The sequence below is a fragment of the Sulfurivermis sp. genome (assembly GCF_059410345.1).
Window position 1 is genome coordinate 72,285 of sequence record NZ_JBLJDO010000002.1, and the last position, 18,809, is coordinate 91,093.

At 64.8% G+C, this 18,809-nt stretch carries 12 protein-coding genes; 6 read left to right on the forward strand and 6 right to left on the reverse strand.

Annotated features, from left to right (window positions below; translation table 11 throughout):
- Positions 1-36: 36 nt before the first annotated feature.
- From ACMV8A_RS02055 to ACMV8A_RS02065, 3 genes are all read right to left on the reverse strand, one after another.
- A complete protein-coding gene (locus ACMV8A_RS02055; protein ID WP_495324069.1) occupies positions 37-1,059 on the reverse strand; it encodes an ABC transporter permease in 1,023 nt (340 codons plus the stop codon).
- 47 nt (positions 1,060-1,106) lie between these two features.
- Positions 1,107-2,495 carry a CmpA/NrtA family ABC transporter substrate-binding protein gene (locus tag ACMV8A_RS02060; RefSeq protein ID WP_495324070.1) on the reverse strand — a complete coding sequence of 463 codons (1,389 nt, stop codon included), beginning with the start codon at positions 2,493-2,495 and terminating at the stop codon, positions 1,107-1,109.
- 399 nt (positions 2,496-2,894) lie between these two features.
- Complete coding sequence (locus ACMV8A_RS02065) at positions 2,895-3,494, reverse strand: ANTAR domain-containing response regulator (protein ID WP_495324071.1); 600 nt, start codon at positions 3,492-3,494, stop codon at positions 2,895-2,897.
- A gap of 188 nt (positions 3,495-3,682) precedes the next feature.
- On the opposite strand from ACMV8A_RS02065, the gene ACMV8A_RS02070 reads away from it, so the two are divergent.
- From ACMV8A_RS02070 to ACMV8A_RS02090, 5 genes are all read left to right on the forward strand, one after another.
- On the forward strand, positions 3,683-5,752 hold the full coding sequence (locus tag ACMV8A_RS02070; protein WP_495324072.1) for a diguanylate cyclase domain-containing protein: 2,070 nt from the start codon (positions 3,683-3,685) through the stop codon (positions 5,750-5,752).
- Positions 5,753-5,826: 74 nt separating this feature from the next.
- On the forward strand, positions 5,827-10,149 hold the full coding sequence (locus tag ACMV8A_RS02075) for a PAS domain S-box protein (RefSeq protein WP_495324073.1): 4,323 nt from the start codon (positions 5,827-5,829) through the stop codon (positions 10,147-10,149).
- Between the two features lie 157 nt (positions 10,150-10,306).
- On the forward strand, positions 10,307-11,527 hold the full coding sequence (glgC, locus tag ACMV8A_RS02080) for a glucose-1-phosphate adenylyltransferase (protein ID WP_495324074.1): 1,221 nt from the start codon (positions 10,307-10,309) through the stop codon (positions 11,525-11,527).
- Positions 11,528-11,844: 317 nt separating this feature from the next.
- Positions 11,845-12,612 (forward strand): hypothetical protein, encoded by a 768-nt coding sequence (locus tag ACMV8A_RS02085; RefSeq protein ID WP_495324075.1) that lies wholly within the window; start codon positions 11,845-11,847, stop codon positions 12,610-12,612.
- A gap of 176 nt (positions 12,613-12,788) precedes the next feature.
- Positions 12,789-13,064 (forward strand): Lrp/AsnC family transcriptional regulator, encoded by a 276-nt coding sequence (locus tag ACMV8A_RS02090; RefSeq protein WP_495324076.1) that lies wholly within the window; start codon positions 12,789-12,791, stop codon positions 13,062-13,064.
- A gap of 21 nt (positions 13,065-13,085) precedes the next feature.
- On the opposite strand, the gene ACMV8A_RS02095 is transcribed toward ACMV8A_RS02090, so the two are convergent.
- From ACMV8A_RS02095 to ACMV8A_RS02105, 3 genes are all read right to left on the reverse strand, one after another.
- Positions 13,086-13,502, reverse strand: coding sequence for a cupin domain-containing protein (locus ACMV8A_RS02095; RefSeq protein ID WP_495324077.1), 417 nt, complete (start codon positions 13,500-13,502; stop codon positions 13,086-13,088).
- Between the two features lie 45 nt (positions 13,503-13,547).
- A complete protein-coding gene (locus ACMV8A_RS02100; RefSeq protein ID WP_495324078.1) occupies positions 13,548-15,896 on the reverse strand; it encodes a CBS domain-containing protein in 2,349 nt (782 codons plus the stop codon).
- Positions 15,897-15,995: 99 nt separating this feature from the next.
- Complete coding sequence (locus tag ACMV8A_RS02105; RefSeq protein ID WP_495324079.1) at positions 15,996-17,594, reverse strand: HD domain-containing phosphohydrolase; 1,599 nt, start codon at positions 17,592-17,594, stop codon at positions 15,996-15,998.
- A gap of 121 nt (positions 17,595-17,715) precedes the next feature.
- Between ACMV8A_RS02105 and ACMV8A_RS02110 the strand changes: the two genes are divergently transcribed.
- Positions 17,716-18,804 (forward strand): L,D-transpeptidase Cds6 family protein, encoded by a 1,089-nt coding sequence (locus ACMV8A_RS02110; RefSeq protein ID WP_495324080.1) that lies wholly within the window; start codon positions 17,716-17,718, stop codon positions 18,802-18,804.
- The last annotated feature ends 5 nt before the right edge of the window (positions 18,805-18,809 follow it).

The following is an 18,809-nucleotide window of genomic DNA, read 5'->3' on the forward strand; positions in this document are numbered from 1 at the left end:
TGTCTCTGCGGCTCTGCGACGGGTTTATTGCCGTAGTCAACGCAGCACTGCGTTGCGGTCCCAGCTCACGCGGCGCTGCAACAGCAGCATGCCGCGGTCGAGGACAAAGCCGACCAGGCCGATGGCAAACACCGCCACCATGATGCGGGCCAGCGAATGGGAACTGCCGTTCTGGAATTCGTCCCAGACGAATTTGCCGAGGCCGGGGTTCTGCGCCAGCATCTCGGCGGCGATCAGCACCATCCAGCCGATGCCGAGGGAGAGGCGCATGCCGGTGAACATCAGCGGGATGGCGGAGGGCAGCACGATCTTCATCGTCTTGGTGAACCAGCCCAGGCGCAGCACGCGGCTGACGTTGAGCAGGTCCTTGCTCACCGACGACACGCCGACGGTGGTGTTGATGATGGTGGGCCACAGGCAGCACAGGGTGACGGTGATGGCCGAGGTGAGGAAGGACTTGGCGAACAGCGGGTCGTCGCTGACATACAGCGCGCTCACCACCATGGTCACCAGCGGCAGCCAGGCCAGCGGCGACACCGGCTTGAAGATCTGGATCAGCGGATTGAGGGCGGTGTACAGCGTGGCGCTCATGCCGCAGACGATGCCGACGGGTATGGCGATGAGCGAGGCGATGATGAAGCCGGTGGCCACCGTGAGCAGGCTGGTGCCGATCTGGTCGATGAAGGTGGGCTTGCCGGTGTAGGGGCGCACGCGCACCTCGGCATGGGGGTCTTCCGCCAGCCTTTTTGCATTGCGTTCCGCCTGGCGGGCATAGAATTCATCGGCCTTCGCCCGCTCGGCCTGGTGCTCGCCGTACAGCGACACCGCCTGCTGCCACACGGCGCCTGGGCCGGGCAGTTCGCCCAGCGAGGTCTGGATGTTCTTGGCGGCCGCAGCCCACACGCCGAGGAAGATGGCGATGGCGACGAGTGGGATCAGCAGATGGCGCACCAGGCCGACGACGCGGCGCGGAAACTGTGAGCTTTGCAGGCAGGCCTGCAGGCGATCCAGCGCCGGGCTGCGGAAGGTGGTGCGCGGATTGAACAGTGCGATGGTCATGGTTCGGTCCTCCTGGCCGGCCGGGGCGTGCCCGGCCGGCGTGTGCCTTAGAGTTTTTCCTTGCCCTTCAGGCCAATCTTGAACTGCTGCAGATAGGCGTTGGGCTGGCGGCCGTCGTAGCTGATGCCGTCGATGAAGGCATTGGACGGGGCGCGGTAGCCGCTTTCCTTGTCGAGGTCGGGGAAGTCCGTCGCCTTCATCTTGCCTTCGGCGATCAGTTCCTTCGCGGCCGCGGCGTAGACGTCGGGACGGAACACCTTCTTCGCCATGTCGTGATACCAGCTGTCCGGCTTCTCCTCGCTGATCTGGCCCCAGCGGCGCATCTGTGTCAGGTACCACACGGCGTCGGAGTAGTAGGGATAAGTGGCGTGGTAGCGGAAGAACACGTTGAAGTCCGGTGCCGGGCGCACGTCGCCCTTTTCGAACTCGAACACGCCGGTCATGGAGTTGGCGATCACCGCGTAGTCGGCGCCGACGTAGTGCGGACGTGAAATGATCTGCGCGGCCTCCTTGCGGTTTTTGTTGTTCTCGTCATCCAGCCACTTGCCGGCGCGGATCAGTGCCTTCACCACCGCCTTGTGGGTGTTGGGATTTTTCTCCGCCCAGGTGTTGGACACGCCGAACACCTTCTCCGACATGTTCTTGCGGATGTCGTAGTCGGTGACCACCGGGATGCCGATGCCGCGGAATACCGCCTGCTGGTTCCACGGCTCGCCCACGCAGTAGCCGTTGATGGTGCCGGCCTCCAGGGTGGCGGGCATCTGCGGCGGCGGCGTCACCGAGATCAGCACGTCGGCGTTGAGATTGCCCGAGGTATCGCCCTTGTGCGGCGCGTAGTAGCCGGGGTGCAGGCCGCCGGCGGCGAGCCAGTAGCGCAGCTCGTAGTTGTGGGTGGAGACCGGGAATACCATGCCCATCTTGAACGGCTTGCCGTCGCGCTTGAATTTCTCCACCGCCGGCTTGAGCGCGGCGGCCGAGTTGGGATGGGCCGGCTTGCCGCCGTCCATCTTCAGGGCCGGCTTCATCTGCGTCCACACGTCATTGGCCACGGTGCAGGCGTTGCCGTTCAGGTCCATGACGAAGGCGGTGACGATGTGTGCCTCGGTGCCGTAGCCGATGGTGGCGCCGAGTGGCTGGCCGGTGAGCATGTGGGCGCCGTCCAGTTCGCCGGTGATGACGCGATCGAGCAGCACCTTCCAGTTGGCCTGCGCCTCCAGTTCCACGAACAGGCCCTCGTCCTCGAAGAAACCCTTCTCCTTGGCGATGGCCAGCGGCACCATGTCGGTGAGCTTGATGAAGCCGAACTTGAGGTCCTCCTTCTCCAGCTTGGCCGCTTGTGCCGTGCCACCCAGCAGCAGGGCGGCGGCCAGGGTCAGGGCGGTGTGTTTGATGAAGCCGCGGCGTGTGCCGGTGAGCGGGTGTCTGTCCTGCGTCATTGCCTGTCTCCTCGTTGCAGAAAGTTGAAAACAAAAAAGGCGTCCATCCGTGCAGATCGAAATCCACACGCATGGACGCCTTTGTCCGAATCAGCTGTAGTGCCGTCACCCGCCGCGGCCCGCCATTGGGTCATCTGTGCGTTCGGGTGAGACCGGCCTCGTTGCCGGTGCTTGTCAGGTATTTTGCAACCGCTGTGCCAGTGGCGCGAAATCGGGTTTAACTGTCGCAGGTATAAGGAGTTAGCGGTTCATGGTGTGGGGATCAGGCCCGGCGCCGCGGCGGGGTCTGCACCAAGGTGGAGCGCGGCGCCCGGTTTTAATGCAGGGCAGGGGCCAGATCGTTCCCACGCAGAGCGTGGGAACGCTGGGATGGGACAATAGGCATCGCTGCTTCGTCGTTCAGCCCAGCAGTTCCATGATGGCGATGACGTTCTTCGCCACCTCGGGCAGTTTCTTGCCCTGGTCCATGGCCAGTTTGCGCAGGGCCTGGTAGGCCTCGTTCTCGCTCATGGCGCGGTGTTGCATCAGCAGGCCCTTGGCCTGCTCGATCACCTTGCGCTCCTCCAGTGAGCTTTTCGCCCGGCTCAGTTCCTCACGCAGGGCCTGGTATTCGCGGAAGCGGGCGATGGCCACCTCCATCACCGGGCGCACGCGCTTGCCGCTCAGCCCGTCCACCACGTAGGCACTGACGCCGGCCTTGATGGCTTGGTTGATGGTGCCGCTGTCGTCGTCCTCGGCGAACATCACGATGGGACGGGGCTGTTCGCGGCTGATGGTGCGCATCTGCTCCAGGGTGTCGCGGTCGGGGGAGTCGAGGTCGATGATGATCACGTCGGGCTGATGGCGGGCCACCTCGGCGCTCAGGTTGGCCGCCCCGCCCAGGCGGGCGATGACGCTGTAGCCGGCGTCGGCCAGGGCCTGCTCCAGGAGCGCCGCCCGGCCGCGGTCGTCGTCGCACAGCAGGACGCGCAGGGTGGGCTTGGACGGCGGTTGCGGCATGAGGCATTTTCCCAGTGTGTTTCTGTGGCAATGCAGCAAGCGCCATGCCATTCCCGATTTGCCTATCCGTCGGCCTGCCCGCCATAATGCAAACACGGTCACATGGGCCGCGATTTCATTAAATCAGGGTGCGTCCCACACACCGTGCCCGCCGCCATCGGAAGGCACTATTCCTATATAGGTTTCCGATGAGCAAAGTCGTCCTGCAATACCGTTACTGGCCGCTGCCGATCCTGATCTGGACGCTGGTGGTGCTGGCCTCCTTCCTGTGGAACCAGGGCGAGATGGAGCGCAAGGCCTTCCAGCTGGCCAACGATCGCGCCCAGTTCGTGTTCAAGATGGTGGAGTCGGTGCGTCTGTGGAACGCGCGCCATGGCGGCGTGTATGCCCCCATCGACGACTACACCCAGCCCAACCCCTATCTTGAGGTACCGGAGCGCGAGATCAGCACGCCTTCCGGCAGGCCGCTCACCATGATCAACCCGGCCTATATGACGCGCCAGCTCACCGACGTGGTGGCGGAACTGAGTCAGCTGCGCCTGCATCTCACCAGCCTTAAGCCGCTCAACCCTTACAATGCCCCCGACGGCTGGGAGCGCGCCCAACTGGAGCGCTTCGAGCACGGCGTGGGCGAGGTGAGCGAACTGGTCGGGCGCGGCGATGAGGCGGTATTCCGCTTCATTGCGCCGCTGCGGGTGCAGCAGCCCTGCCTCAAGTGTCATCTGCACCAGGGGTACAAGCTGGGCGATATCCGCGGCGGCGTCAGCGTGTCGTTCGCCGCCGCGCCCTTGCTGGCGCCGGAGGCGGTGCAGTTGCGCAATATCGCCCTGACCCATCTGGCGGTGTGGCTGCTGCTGTCGGGCCTGACCCTGTTTGCCCTGAGCCGTTTCCGCCGCCAGATGCTGGCGCTGGAGACGGCCAAGGCGCAGACCGAAGTGCTGGTGGAGCGGCGCACCGCCGAGTTGCGCGCCGAGGTGGAGGAAAGACAGCAGGCCGAGGCCCAGCTGCGTCTGTTCATCGAGTCCTCCGGCGAGGGCATCATCGGCATGAACCTGCTGGGGAGCTGCACCCTGGTCAATCCCGAGGCCCTGCGCCTGCTGGGCCTGGCACGGCCGGAGCAGTTGCTGGGCCGGCCGGTGCATGAGCTGATTCATCACAGCTACGCCGATGGCCGCAGCCACCCGTTGAGCGAGTGCGCGCTGCACACCACCCTGCGCGACGGCAGCGTGGTGCATGACGACAGCGATGTATTCTGGCGTGCCGACGGCAGCCACTTCCCGGTGGAGTACCGCTCCCACCCGCTCTACAACGATGGCCGCCTGCTCGGCGCCGTGGTCACCTTCAGCGACATCACTGCGCGCAAGGAGGCCGAGGCGCTGTTGCGCAAGCTGTCCAGCGCGGTGGAGCACAGTCCGGCCTCGGCCATCATCACCGACAGCGAGGGTAATATCGAGTACGTCAATCCGCGTTTCGTCGAGATGACCGGCTACCGCCCGGACGAGGTGTTGGGGCAGAACCCGCGGCTGTGGCAGTCGGGGCTGACCCCGCTCAAGACCTACCAGCGCATGTGGGCCACCATCAAGGGCGGCGAGGTGTGGCACGGCGAGGTGCTCAACAAGGCCAAGGACGGACACCTGTTCTGGGAGAGCGCGCGGATATCTCCCATCAAGAACGAGGCAGGACAGATCACCCACTTCGTGGCGGTGAAGGAGGACATCACCGAACGCAAGGCCCATGAGGAGGCCATCTGGCGCCAGGCCCACTATGACGGCCTTACCGGCCTGCCCAACCGCGATCTGTTCGCCACCCGCCTGGAGCAGGCACTGAACCAGGCCGACCTGAGCGCGGGCGAGGTCGGCCTGCTGTACATCGACCTGGACGGCTTCAAGCAGGTCAACGATACCCTGGGCCATGCGGTCGGCGACGAATTGCTGCGCCAGGTCGCGCGGCGCCTGCTCGGCTGCGTGCGTGACAGCGACACCGTGGCCCGCCTCGGCGGCGACGAATTCGCCATGGTGCTGGCACGGGTGCACGGCAGCGAAGGGGCGCAGGTGGTGGCGCAGAAGGTGTTGCAGGTACTGAGCGAACCGTTCCAGTTGCAGGAGCAGGAGGCCGGCTTGTCGGCATCGGTGGGCATCGTGCGCTATCCGCCTGATGGCGCCACGCCGGATGAGTTGCTGCGCCGTGCCGATGAGGCCATGTACCGGGCCAAGGCGTCCGGGCGCAATGCCTTCCGCTTCTATAAAGACCCTGCCTGACGTATGCTTTGGGGCAGTGTGCGCCCGGGCACCTACAATTAAGAACAATGAGGGTTGCCGCGCTGTATCTGACCATGCCTGATCGTGCTGCACAATTCTTCCGGCGCTGTTGTCTGGTGCTGCTCATCCTGCTGTCGTGGCCGGGTGGGGTTCTGGCCGCGCCGGTGGAGGTGAAGATCGGTGTACTCGCCTGGCGTGGACCGGAGGCCACCCTGCGCATGTGGGGGCCCACCGCGGAGCATCTGACGCGGCACATCTCCGGGCACCGCTTTGTGGTTGTTCCCCTGGGTTTCGATGATCTGCTGCCGGCGGTGCGCGACGGCGCGGTGGATTTCGTGCTGGCCAACTCGTCCTATTACGTGGAAATGGAGTTGCTGTACGGCGTCAGCCGCATCGCCACCCTGCGCAACCGCGACGAGGGCCACTCCTACACGCATTTCGGCGGCCTGATCTTCACCCGCGCCGAACGCACGGAACTGCACGAATTTGCCGACCTCAAGGGCAAATCCTTCATGGCGGTGGACGAGCAGTCGCTGGGCGGTTTTCACGCCGCCTGGCGCGAACTACAGCAGGCCGGCGTCAATCCCTACCGCGATTTCAAGCCGCTGCTTTTCGGCGGCACCCACGATGCCGTGGTGTATGCGGTGCGCGACGGTACCGTGGACGCCGGTACGGTGCGCAGCGATACCCTGGAGCGCATGGCCAGCGAGGGCAAGATCCGGCTGGAGGACTACCGCGCCGTCCAGCCCACTAGCCATCCCGAATTCATCTTCATGACCAGCACCCGCCTGTATCCGGAGTGGCCGATGGCGCGGCTCAAGCACACGCCGGAGGCATTGGGGCACAGCGTGGCGCTGGCCCTGATGCAGATGTCGGCAGACAGCGTGGCTGCCGTGCGCAGCAATACCGCCGGCTGGACCGTGCCCGCCGACTACCAGCCGGTGCACGACCTGTTGCGTGAGCTGCGTCTTGGCCCCTACCGCGACTTCGGTCGCATACGTGCGCAGGATGTGGTGCGCCAGTACTGGTACTGGCTGCTGCTGGGCGTGCTGGCCTTCGTGTTGCTCTCCAGCGGATTGATGTACTTCACCCGCATCAATCGTCGCCTGCGCCAGGCCGATCTGGAGCTGTGTCGTGCCCGCGATGAACTGGAACTGCGGGTCGAGGAGCGTACTGCCGAGTTGCGCCGGGCACTGGACGATCTGGATGACAGCCGGCGCCGCATCGAGTTGACGCAGCGCGACTGGCACGATGCCTTTGACGCCATCCCGCACCCCATCTTCATCCACGACAAGGATTTGCGCATCGTGCACGGCAACCCGGCCTATGTGGCCCGTGCCGGCATGGATGCCGCGCAGATCATCGGCAAGCCCTATTGGGAGGTGTTCCCGCATGGCGATGGACCCTTGCCTTCCTGTCAGACCTTCCCCGATCGCCTGCAGGCCCACGGTGACGAGGTGGTGTTGCCGACTGGCGAGGTATTCGTATCGCAGTCCTTCGGTATCCGTCACATGGACGGCAGCATCCGCCACGCCATCCACATCCTGGAGGACGTGACCGCCGAGCGCCGCGCCGAGGCGCAGCGCCGTACCCTGAGCCATGCGGTGGCCCAGGCCGGCGAAGGCATCCTGGTGCTGGATGGTGTGCGCATCATCACCTACTGCAACCCTGCCCTGTGCGGCCTGCTCGGCGGCGCCCATACCGAGCTGGAAGGCCGTACGCTGTTCGAGCTGTTTCCCGCCGAACAGCACAGCCAGGTGGACATGATCTTCAACCACGCCATCCGGCCCGAGGGTTGGATGGGGGAATCGGTGCTGCTGGCGCGCAACGGCCGGCAGATCCCGGTGTTCCTCACCGCCAGCGCGATCCGTGATGAACACCACGCCCACACCGGCTATGTGCTCACGCTGATGGACCTGAGTTCGGTGAAGGAGGCGGAGGCGGCACTCAAGTACCGCCTCGCCTTCGAATCGCTGGTGGGTGGCATCGCCAGCCATTTCGTCACCGTCAGCATGGACTCCATGGAAAAAGAGATCCGCCATGCATTGCGGCAGATCGGTCAATTCGTGATGGCCGATCGCGCCTATATCTTTGGTGTCGATGTGGGCGGCGGGCGCCTGCTGGATGTGCACGAGTGGTGTGCCGAGGGGGTGACCTCGCAGGCGGCGCGTCTGGCCGAGCTGTCGTTGCCGGCGCTGCCCTGGTGGTCGGAGCGGCTCAAGCGCAACGAGCCGCTCATGATTGCCGACGTGCTGGCCCTGCCGCCCGAGGCGGCGGCGGAGCGCGACGAGTTCCTTGCCGAAAGCATCCGTTCCCTGCTGATGGTGCCCATGACCTACGGCGAGCATGGCGTGGGCTACATCGGTTTCGATGTGGTGACCCAGGCGCGCAGCTGGGCCAAGGAAGATGTGCGCATGCTGCGCGCCGCCGGCGAGATTATTTCCAATACCCTGCAGCGCCTGCAGGCGGAGACGCGTGTGCGGCGCAGCGAGATGCGGCTGAAGGAGGCGCAGGAGATCGCCCACCTGGGCAACTGGGAGTGGGACATCCGCGCCGGCACACTGTACTGGTCGGACGAGATCTACCGCATCTTCGGCGTCGAGCCGCAGGCCTTCGGCGCCACCTATGAGGCCTTTCTGCAATACATCCACCCCGCCGATCGGCAGGCGGTGGAAAGGGCCGTGGACAGCGCCCTGCGTCATGAGTCCAGCTACGAAATCGATCACCGTATCGTGCTGTCGGATGCGACGCAGAAGGTGGTGCATGAGAAAGGCCAGGTGGCCTTTGCCGACGACGGTACGCCGCAGCGCATGATCGGCACGGTGCAGGATGTCACCGAGATGCGTCAGGCCGAACGCGAATTGCAACGCCTCAATCGCGCCCTGCGCACCTTGAGCCGCGGCAACGAAACCCTGGTGCGCGCCGAGAGTGAAGAGCAACTGGTGCAGGACATCTGCCGCGTGCTGATCGATGTGGGTGGCCACCGCCTGGCCTGGGTGGGTTATCCGCAGCAGGATGCGGAGAAGCGCATCCTGCCAGTGGCCTGGGCCGGCTATGACGCCGGCTATCTGGAGACCATGCGTTTTGGTTGGGGCGAGGATCAATGGGGCAGTGGCCCCACCGGTACCGCGCTGCGCAGCGGCGAGATTTTTATTGCCCGCGATCTGCTCAACGAGCCGGCCTACACGCCCTGGCGCGAGGAGGCGCAGAAGCGTGGCTATGCCTCACTCATCGCCCTGCCGCTGCGCCATGGCACGGACACCGTCGGCGTGCTCACCATCGACGCGGCCGAACCCGATGCCTTCGACGCGCAGGAGGTGGCCCTGCTCACCGAGCTGTCCAATGACCTGGCCTTCGGTATTGTCAGCCAGCGCAGCCGTGTGCGGCGCGAGGCGGCGGAGCGCGAACTGGCGCAGAGCGAGGAACGTTACCGCGCCCTGGCCGAGAGTGCGCAGGACCTCATCTATCGCTATCAGCTCTATCCGGAGCGGCGCTTCGACTACGTCAGCCCATCGGCGCTGGAGATGACTGGCTATACGCCGGAAGAGCACTACGCCGATCCGGACCTGGGCATGAAGCTGGTACATCCCGACGATCGCCCGCTGCTGGAGCGCATGGCGCAGGGACAGGTGGAGGGCGATGGCATCCTCACCCTGCGCTGGATCAAGAAGGACGGTTCTGTGATCTGGACCGAGCAGCGCAATACCCAGTTGTACGACGAGACCGGCCGCCTGGTGGCGCTGGAGGGCATCGCCCGCGATATCACCGGGCGCAAGCAGATGGAGGCGGAGCGCAAGCGCATTGGCGAGAGCCTGCAACGCTCCCTGGTGCAGACCATCCAGGCCATCGCCGTCACCATCGAAAAGCGCGACCCCTACACCGCCGGCCATCAGCAGCGCGTGGCAGAATTGGCCACCGCCATTGCCGCAGAGATGGGCCTGCCGGAGGAGCAGCGCGAGGGCCTGCGCCTGGGCGCGCTGATCCACGACATCGGCAAGATTTACGTACCGGCGGAATTCCTCAATCGCCCCGGCCGCCTGAGCGGCGCCGAGTTCGACATCATCCAGTCCCATCCGGTGATGGGACACGACATCGTCAAGGGCATCGAATTCCCCTGGCCGGTGGCCGAGATGGTTGTGCAGCATCACGAACGCCTGGATGGCAGCGGCTATCCCAAGGGACTCAAGGGCGATGAGATCCTGCTCGAGGCGCGCATCCTTGCCGTGGCCGACGTGGTCGAGGCCATGGCCTCGCACCGCCCCTATCGTGCCGCCCTGTCGCTGGATGAGGCCCTGACCGAAATCGAAAGCCACCGCAACACCCGCTACGATCCGGTGGTCGTGGACGCCTGCCTCAAGTTGTTCCGCCAGGACGGCTACGTACTGCACGGGAAGTAGGCGCGGATTGTTTCATTCCGGTGCGCCTGCACCATCGCCTGCACCAAACCGGCTCACGTCACGGGCCGTAACCTCCCCCGAACGCCCCGTGCCTCGTCCTGGTGCGCTTCTTGCTCGGTAAGCAGCAACACTCAATCCCACCGAGGTGCAACGCATCATGCTGGACCAGACCCTTGCCGTAGTCCTTGCCGGCGGCACCGGCACCCGCCTCAAGCCGCTTACCGCCGACCGTGCCAAGCCGGCGGTTCCCTTCGGCGGCAAGTACCGCATCATCGACTTCGTGCTGGCCAACTGCCTGCACTCCGGTCTGCGTCGCGTGCTGGTGCTGACCCAGTACAAGTCCCATTCGCTGCAGAAGCACCTGCGCGACGGCTGGTCCATCTTCAATCCGGAACTGGGCGAGTACATCACCCCGGTGCCGCCGCAGATGCGCACCGGCGAGCGCTGGTATCAGGGCACCGCCGACGCCATCTACCAGAACCTGTATCTGGTGGAGCGCAGCGAGGCCGAGGCGGTACTGATCCTCTCCGCCGACCACATCTACCGCATGGACTACGAGGCGATGCTCAAGGCGCACAAGGCCAGCGGCGCCGCCGTCACCGTGGCGGCGATGGAGGTGCCGCTGGCCGAAGCGCGCGCCTTTGGCGTAATGGCGGTGGATGCCGCGGATCGCATCACCGGTTTCGAGGAAAAACCCGCGCTGCCCAAGGCCATCCCAGGCCAGCCCGACGCAGCGCTGGTGTCCATGGGCATTTATGTGTTTTCTACCGGTCTGCTGCTGGACGAACTGGAGGCCGACCACGCCGACACCAACTCCAGCCATGACTTCGGCAAGGACATCCTGCCGCGCCTGATCACCACGCGGAAGGTGATGGCCTACCGCTTCGGCGGCGAGACCGGCCGCGTCACCCCCGACCGCTACTGGCGCGACGTCGGCACCATCGACGCCTACTACCAGGCCAATATGGACCTGCTCAAGCCGGTGCCGCCGTTGGATCTGTACCAGGCCGACTGGCCGATCCGCTCCTATCAGGCGCAGACCCCGCCGGCGCGCACCGTGCCGGGCGTCTCCGGCACCGAGGGCATCTTCATCAACTCCATCGTCGCCGGTGGCGCCGTCATCGCCGGCGGCAGCGTGCAGCATTCCATCCTGTTCCCGCAGGTGTTCATCGACGACGGTGCCTTTGTCGAGGACGCCATCCTGTTCCACGGGGTGCGCGTCGGCGCCGGCGCGCGCCTGCGCCGCTGCATCATCGACAAGGACGTGGAGGTGCCGCCGCGCGAGCAGATCGGTTACGACAGCAAGCGTGACCGCGAGCGCTTCACCGTCAGCGAACAGGGCATCGTGGTGGTGCCCAAGGGCTACCGTTTCGCCTGAGCGCCCCCTCCCGGCCGCCCCCACGAGTTTGGGGGCGAGGCCGGGAGGGGCGCTGGCTGGGGACAGGGGTGGCGGCGGCCCCCTGTTGTGCTGCCCTGCCTGGATTTTCGTATCTTATTGATTTTTAACTGCCAAGTTTTTCATCATCGAATCCGGCCCAGCCCCCATTCCGCGCTGGCCCTCCCCCCCGGTCGGCCCTCCCCCCCGCCATGCCGCCGCCGTAGCCCACGGAAATATCAGCAATTTTTCGAGAATTCGACTAATATGTGCCCCCTCAAATTTAGCCCCCCGATAGTCAAGTCCCCAAGGAGAACCATGTGGCTGAAGCAGATCTCGAGCTGCAATTAAAAGTTTGGAAAGACCTCGCCATCAGCAAGCAAGTACTGATGCGCGCCGCGACCGATGCCCTCAAGCTGGACCCGAATTGTTCCCAGGAAGAACTCAAGAGCGCGCTCGATAACGCCATCAAGCGTTACATCGAGGCCGACATCAGCGTCAGCAAGGCACAGGAACAAGCCAAGGTGGCCATCGCCACCATGGAAAAGAAACTCGCCGACAGCGAAAAGGCACGCAACCTCGCCGAGGCCGCGCGCGCCGAGACCCTGACCACGCTGGAGAAATTCGAGCAGCAGATGGTCGCTGAGCGTGCCCAGCACGCCAGCGAGGTGAAGAAGCTGAAAGACGCCGTCGCCGAAAAGGATCGCGCCATGAAGGCGATCAACACCGCCCTGGCCGATACGCCGGAAAATGTGGTGAAGAAGCTGAAGGCGCTGAAGAAGGAAAAGATGGACGAGGCCGATGCGCGCAAGGAAGCCGTCGCCGCCAACGCCACCCTGCGCAAGGAAAAGCAGACCCTGGAGCAGCAGGTGAAGGACATGCAGGCCGCGCAGGACAATGCCGCCAAGCTGGCCGAGAAGTACCGCGAACTGCACACCCTGTGCAGCGAGCTGCATAGCCAGCTCAAGCCGCTGGTGGAAGACGCCAAGAGCCTGGCCGCCGTGCCGATGCTCGAAGTCGCCGTGCTGGAAAGCATCGAGAAGGTCGGTGCCGAGGAGGACAAGAAGACGGCCAAGGGCAAGCGCTGATCAGCGCTGCTGCCAAAGTGAGCGTGCCTGATTGACGGGGGGCAATCAGGCTCGGCTCAGTTCAAGGGGTGACGTGCCCATCTATACACAACCGCCGTTGCCGCCGATCATTGGCCGCCACCATCTCCCTCAGGTATCCTCGAACCATCAATCCACCAAACCCGAAGGAGCCTCCCATGGTCACCTCCATCATCCTCATCAACGCCGAACGCGAGAAGATCAACGAAGTGGCCGAACAGCTGGCGGGGATTGAAGGGATTACCGAGGCATATTCGGTGAGCGGTCGCTATGACATCATCGCCATCGTCCGGGTGCCGACGGCGGAGGATCTGGCGCAGTTGGTGACCCATCGGATACTGGATATTCGCGCCATTACCAGCACGGAAACCCTGCTGGCCTTCAAGGCGTATTCACGCCACGACCTGGAGTCGATGTTCGACGTGGGAATATAGTCGGCGCCGGTTTTCCGCGCCTCATTCCTTTTGTTCGCTGAGCGGCATTCCCGCCGCGCCGGCATAGAACACCACGATCACGGCCGGCACGTCACCTTCGTTCTTCCCGTAGTGCCAGGTGTTTACCACCTCGATGACGGCTTCGCCGGCCTTGAGGTGCCGCGTTTCGCCATTTTCCTTCACCACGCTCAGGGCACCGCTGATCAGATATCCGGCATTGATCACCGGATGGCGGTGCAGCGGCAGTTGTGCGCCGGGGGCGATCTCGATGCGCAGCACGCTGATCTCAGGTGTGCCATCCGGGTAGGCGGGCAGGCGGCTGTAATCCCAGCTGCGGCTGGCCTGGGCCAGGACCTCGGCCTTGACGGCGGCCTCCTGCGCCTGGGCCGCGCCGACCAGCAGCACGATGCAACATACAGTAGTCAGCAGTCGTTGCATGATGTGTTACTCCGTAGAACGCGTTATGGGCGCGTGTGCCGCGCCTCATTCCGGAAACTGGTAGCCCGCCTCACGGAACAGATACAGGCATGCATCTACCGCAGCGGGGTCCAGCTTGTTGCCGCGCAGCTTTTCAATCTGCGCCAGCGCCGGTTCGGCGCCCAGGGCCGGGCGGTAGGGGCGGTGTGAGGACATGGCCTCGACAATGTCGGCGACGGCGAGGATCTTCGACTCCAGCAACATCTCCTCGCCAGTGAGGCCGCGTGGGTAGCCGCTGCCATCGAGGCATTCGTGGTGCTGCCATACCATGTCGGCGATGGGCCAGGGGAAGGCAATGTCCTTGATGATGTCGTAGCCGGCCTCGGCGTGTTGCTTGATCAGTTCGAATTCCACCGCGCTCAGTTTGGACGGTTTGCTCAACAGCTCGGACGGGATCTGCACCTTACCGATGTCGTGGATGTAGCCAGCGAGGCGCAGGCCGTGCAGGCGGTTGTCATCCAGGCCGAGGTGGCGGCCGATGGCGACGGCAAGATCGGCGACGCGGCGTTCGTGCCCGGCGGTGTAGGGATCGCGTTTTTCCAATGTGGCGGCGAGGGCGCCGATGGCCTGCTCCAGGGTGGCCTGCAATTGTGAGGCGTGGTGCTCGCGCTCCAGCAGCGATTGCTCGTAAGCGGCACGGGTGTGGCGGCTGTCGATACCGAAGCCGATGTCGTCGGCCAGTTCCTCGAACAGTTTCACCTCTTCCGGGCCAAAGGCATCGGTGACGGTGGCATAGACGGCGAGCACGCCGATCACTATGCCGCGGCTGCGCAGTGGCACGGTGATGATCGACGCCAGGCCGTGTTTGCGGGCACGCTCCATCCAGGGTTTGAAGCTGGCCTCCTGCAACATGTCGTTGTAGACGATGGTGGTATTGCCGCGGATGGCGCGGCCCACCGGTCCCTGACCTTGCGCAGAATCGCCCCACGACACCGTGAGTCCGTCGAGATAGCCGCGTGCACTGCCGGCGTGGGCGACGATTTCCACGCTCTTTTGCGTATCGTGCAGCGGCATGCCGATCCAGGTCAGGGCGTAGGCGTCCTGATCGGTGATGGCGTCGCAGGCGGTGTCGTACAGTTCCTGAATGGTTTCGGCATGCACCAGGGCGGCGTTGCCGCGGCTCAGTGCCGACAACGCCCAGTTGAGGCGGCGCATCTTCTCTTCATTCTTCTTGCGGGCGCCGATGTCGCGTACCGAGACCAGGATGCGCTTTCGGTTGTCCACCGTGGCGGCGCGCATGTTGACCTCGACCCAGAACAGGTGGCCGTTGCGGTGGCGTGCCTGCCATTCGAAGGTCTGCGGTTCGCCGGCGGCGGCGCGTTGCAGATAGCGTGCGGCCTCCTGCTGGGTGTAGGGCGGCGTGGCGGAGGAGAGATGCTCGATGTTGATCTGGCACAGCTGCTCCAGGGTGTAGCCGTACATCTCGGTGACGCGCTGATTGGCGTCGATGATGGCGCCGCTGTCGGCGTCGTGGACGAAGATGGCATCGTTGACCGAGTTGAAGATGGTGCGGAAGCGCTGTTGCTGCATGGCTTCGTTCTGGCGGTCGATGACCCGGCGCAGGAAGGCGGCGTAGCGGCTTTCCAGGCCGCGGGTGACATCGCGCTGGCCGAGCAGGCCGCTGACGCAGCCGTTATCGTCTACTACCACCAGACGGCGCAGGTGGTTCTTGTTCATGCGCTCCATGGCGGCGTGCAGGGGGGTGTCGGCGCTGAGGGTGAGCACCGGCCGTGTCATCACCTCGGCCAGCATGAGCTGGTGCGGATCGGTATGCTCCAGGCCAATACGCACCACGTCGCGCTCGGTGAGGATGCCCGCGGGACGGCGCTCCGCGTCGGTGACGATGACGCAGGCGTGGCCGTCCTGCGCCATGCGCGCGGCGGCGGCGGCCACGCTGGTGTCGGGCGGCAGCAGGCACAGGTGCGCCGACATCACACTGCCGACATCGCGGAATTGGATGAAATATTCCGGTCCCAGTTCGCGCACGATGTCGCTTTCGCTGACCATGCCGGCGATGCGACCCTGCGCGTCGAGCACGACCAGGTGGCGGATGTCGTGCTCCAGCATGCGGTGGTAGGCGTCGAGATAGCCGGTATCGCCATGGATGGTGATCACCGGGCCGTGCATGAAGCGGTGGCAGGGGGCGTCGAGCTGTTGCTGCAGGGTGGCGAGGGCGCCGAGTACGTCGTGTTCGGTGAGGATGCCGATGGCGATGCCGTCGGCGGCAACCACCATCGAGCTGATGTTGCGCTGCCGCATCAGTTCCAGCGCTGTGCGTAGCGGCGTGTGTGGCTCGACCTGCGCCACCTCGCGATTCATCAGCGCGGTGACCGGCCGATTGGAAAAATCGTTCATCTTTGCCCGCCCGTTTATTGTTGTACGTCCGCGTATCACGGACATTTATGGCGCCACACTATAGCAGCATAAATCGTGTGGGTTAAGGCGGTGCTTTCCTTATGAGCCGTAGCCCGGCAAACGGGAGATATCCACCGTATCCACCTGTTCCGGATCGAGATACTGATCGGCGTACTGCTGGAATACCCGCTCCTTGATGAAGACATCGAACAGATCCGGGTCGAGGTGGCCGTCCTGTTTCATGAAGGCCATGATGCGCAGGGTGTCGGACAGCTTCTTGCCCGGCTTGTAGGGGCGGTCGCGGGCGGTGAGGGCTTCGAACACGTCGGCGATGGCCATGATGCGCGCCTGCACCGACATCTGGTCGCGGGTGAGTCCGCGTGGGTAACCGCGGCCGTCGATGCGTTCGTGGTGACCGCCGGCGAATTCCGGCACGCGCTTGAGGTGCTTGGGGAAGGGTAGCGCCTCCAGCATGTTGATGGTGGCGACGATGTGGTTGTTGATTACCTGGCGTTCGTCGTCGGTGAGCGTGCCCTTGGCGATGTTGAGATTGAGCACCTCGTTTTCGGTGAGCAGCGGGCGCACGACGCCGGTGGTGTCGACCCAGGTGCGCTGGGCGATGGCCTCGATACGCGCCTGATCTTCCGGGCGCATGAATTCGCCGCCCTGGTTGGAGCGGTGGATGAAGTCGCGGTCGTCCTCCAACTGGCGCACGGTGTCCTGGTATTCCTTGAGCAGCAGGTCGGCCTGGGCGGGGTGCTCCGCACGTTTACGCAGCATGGCGATCTCGGCGTCGCGCTTCAGTATCTCGAAGCGTACATCCACCTCATGCACGCGGTCATAGATGGTTTCCAGCTTGGTGGATTTGTCCACCACGTATTCCGGCGTGGTGACCTTGCCGCAATCGTGCAACCACGCCGCCATCTCCAGTTCGTAGCGATCACCCTCGCTCATGCTGAAGTCGCGCAGCGGGCCGTCGCTGACCTTGGCCACGGCGTCCGCCAGCAGCATGGTGATCACCGGTACGCGGCGGCAGTGGCCGCCGGTGTAGGGCGACTTTTCGTCGATCGCGTCGGCGATGAGCTTGATGAAGGATTCGAACAGGTGTTTGAGGTCTTCGATCAGGCGCCGGTTGGTGAGCGCCACCGCCGCCTGCGAGGCCAGCGCCTCGGTGAGCCGCTGCGCCTCGGCGCTGAACGGGATCACCTGGCCGGTGTCGTCCTGGGCATTGAGCAACTGCAACACGCCGATGATGTCGCCCTCGTGGTTTTTTAGCGGCACGGTGAGGAAGGAGGTGGAGCGGTAGCCGGTCCGGTGATCGAATTCGCGCGTGCCGGCGAAATCGAACCCCTCCGCGCCGTAGGCGTCGGGGATGTTGATGGTGCAGTCGTTGAGTACGGCGTGGGTGACCACGTTGTGGTGGTTGGGCTGGCCGGCGGCGTCGTACAGCGGGATGGGCGGGAAGGGAATGGCGGTGCCGGTGGTGCCGCCCATGGCAAAATTGAGCGAGTCGGTGCGCAGGATCTCCATCTTTACCGCCTGGCCTTCCTGTACCGAGTAGAGGGTGCCGCCGTCGGCGCTGGTGATCTCTTTCGCACCGAGCAGGATCATCTCCAGCAGGCGGGCGATGTTGCTCTCGGCCGACAGGGCGATGCCGATGTCGATGAGTTTCTCGATGCGTTCCAGCAGATGGTCCATGATTTCGTCCTGTCGCGGCGTGCCGCCGTCATTGTAGCCCCGTTTCTGCCGTATTCATGACACGGCGCGCCAGGCTGATATAATCGCTGCCGGTTCATGAATCCAAACAAAAGGATAGACGATGCGGGTTAGCCTCAAGTGGACGCTGGGCCTGGTCTTGCTGGCGGGTGGCGCGGCGCATGCCGCCGACGCCCTGAGTGCGGCGGCGGATCAGGTGGCGGCAGGTGATTATCGTGCTGCGCTGGCGACCCTCGATCGTCTGGAGGGCGCCGCCGGCACGGCAGCATCGCCGCTGTTTCTGCGTGCCGCTGCCCTGGCCGGCAGCGGCCGGCTGGAGGAGGCCGCCCTGCTGTTCGAGCGCCTGATTGCCGAATATCCCCAGTTACCCGAGGCTTACAATAATCTGGCGGCGCTGCGCGCCCGGCAGGGCCAGCTGGCCGAGGCCAAGGAATTGCTGGAACGTGGGCTGCGCACCGACGCGCGCTACGCCACGGTGTACGAAAATCTCAGCACCATCTATGTGGAAATGGCCCGCAGCTCCTATGCCAAGGCCCTGCGCCTGGAGTCCGGCGCGCAGGCGCCGCGGCTGACGGTTTTGACCTCGCTTGCCGATGTCCCGGCGGCGGCGGTGCAGCAGGTAGCTGTTGCGCCGGTGGCGGCTCCTGCGCCGGTGGCCGCCCCGGCACCGGTAAAGCCGCCCCCCGTCAAGCCGGCTCCGCCCGTGACACCTGCCCCCACGGCCGCGGTGGAGCCTGCACCGGTGGCGGCGGCCGCGATGGTCGAACCGGCGCCAGAACCGCTCCCCGCCGCCGAGCCCGCGCCGGTGGTGGAGGAACCGCCGGTGGAAACCGTGCCGGAGGCAGTGCGTCTGGCGGTGGCCAACGCACTCAACGGCTGGGCACGGGCCTGGTCGGAGCAGAATGTGGACGCCTATCTGGCGTACTATGATGCGGACTTCGCCCCGGAGGGGGGAGAACGCCAGGCCTGGGAGGCGGAGCGCCGCAACCGCATCAGTCGTCCGGCCTGGATCAAGGTACAGCTGGAGGACATGAAGATGGAGGCGCCGGCAGCCGATGAGGTGGTGGTCACTCTGCGCCAGCGTTATGCCGCTCCCGGTTACAAGGACACCACTCTCAAGCGCCTGGCCCTGGCGCTGCGGGACGGCAACTGGATGATCATCACCGAAACCAGCATCAAGGTTCAGCGTTAATACAC

Excerpts from the sequence above, each read along its gene's own strand:
- ACMV8A_RS02110 (WP_495324080.1), top strand. The coding sequence starts at position 17,716 with ATGCGGGTTAGCCTCAAGTGGACGCTGGGCCTGGTCTTGCTGGCGGGT.
- ACMV8A_RS02105 (WP_495324079.1), bottom strand. The coding sequence starts at position 17,594 with ATGGACCATCTGCTGGAACGCATCGAGAAACTCATCGACATCGGCATC.
- ACMV8A_RS02100 (WP_495324078.1), bottom strand. The coding sequence starts at position 15,896 with ATGAACGATTTTTCCAATCGGCCGGTCACCGCGCTGATGAATCGCGAG.
- ACMV8A_RS02060 (WP_495324070.1), bottom strand. The coding sequence starts at position 2,495 with ATGACGCAGGACAGACACCCGCTCACCGGCACACGCCGCGGCTTCATC.
- ACMV8A_RS02055 (WP_495324069.1), bottom strand. The coding sequence starts at position 1,059 with ATGACCATCGCACTGTTCAATCCGCGCACCACCTTCCGCAGCCCGGCG.
- ACMV8A_RS02090 (WP_495324076.1), top strand. The coding sequence starts at position 12,789 with ATGGTCACCTCCATCATCCTCATCAACGCCGAACGCGAGAAGATCAAC.
- ACMV8A_RS02070 (WP_495324072.1), top strand. The coding sequence starts at position 3,683 with ATGAGCAAAGTCGTCCTGCAATACCGTTACTGGCCGCTGCCGATCCTG.
- ACMV8A_RS02095 (WP_495324077.1), bottom strand. The coding sequence starts at position 13,502 with ATGCAACGACTGCTGACTACTGTATGTTGCATCGTGCTGCTGGTCGGC.
- glgC (WP_495324074.1), top strand. The coding sequence starts at position 10,307 with ATGCTGGACCAGACCCTTGCCGTAGTCCTTGCCGGCGGCACCGGCACC.
- ACMV8A_RS02075 (WP_495324073.1), top strand. The coding sequence starts at position 5,827 with ATGCCTGATCGTGCTGCACAATTCTTCCGGCGCTGTTGTCTGGTGCTG.
- ACMV8A_RS02065 (WP_495324071.1), bottom strand. The coding sequence starts at position 3,494 with ATGCCGCAACCGCCGTCCAAGCCCACCCTGCGCGTCCTGCTGTGCGAC.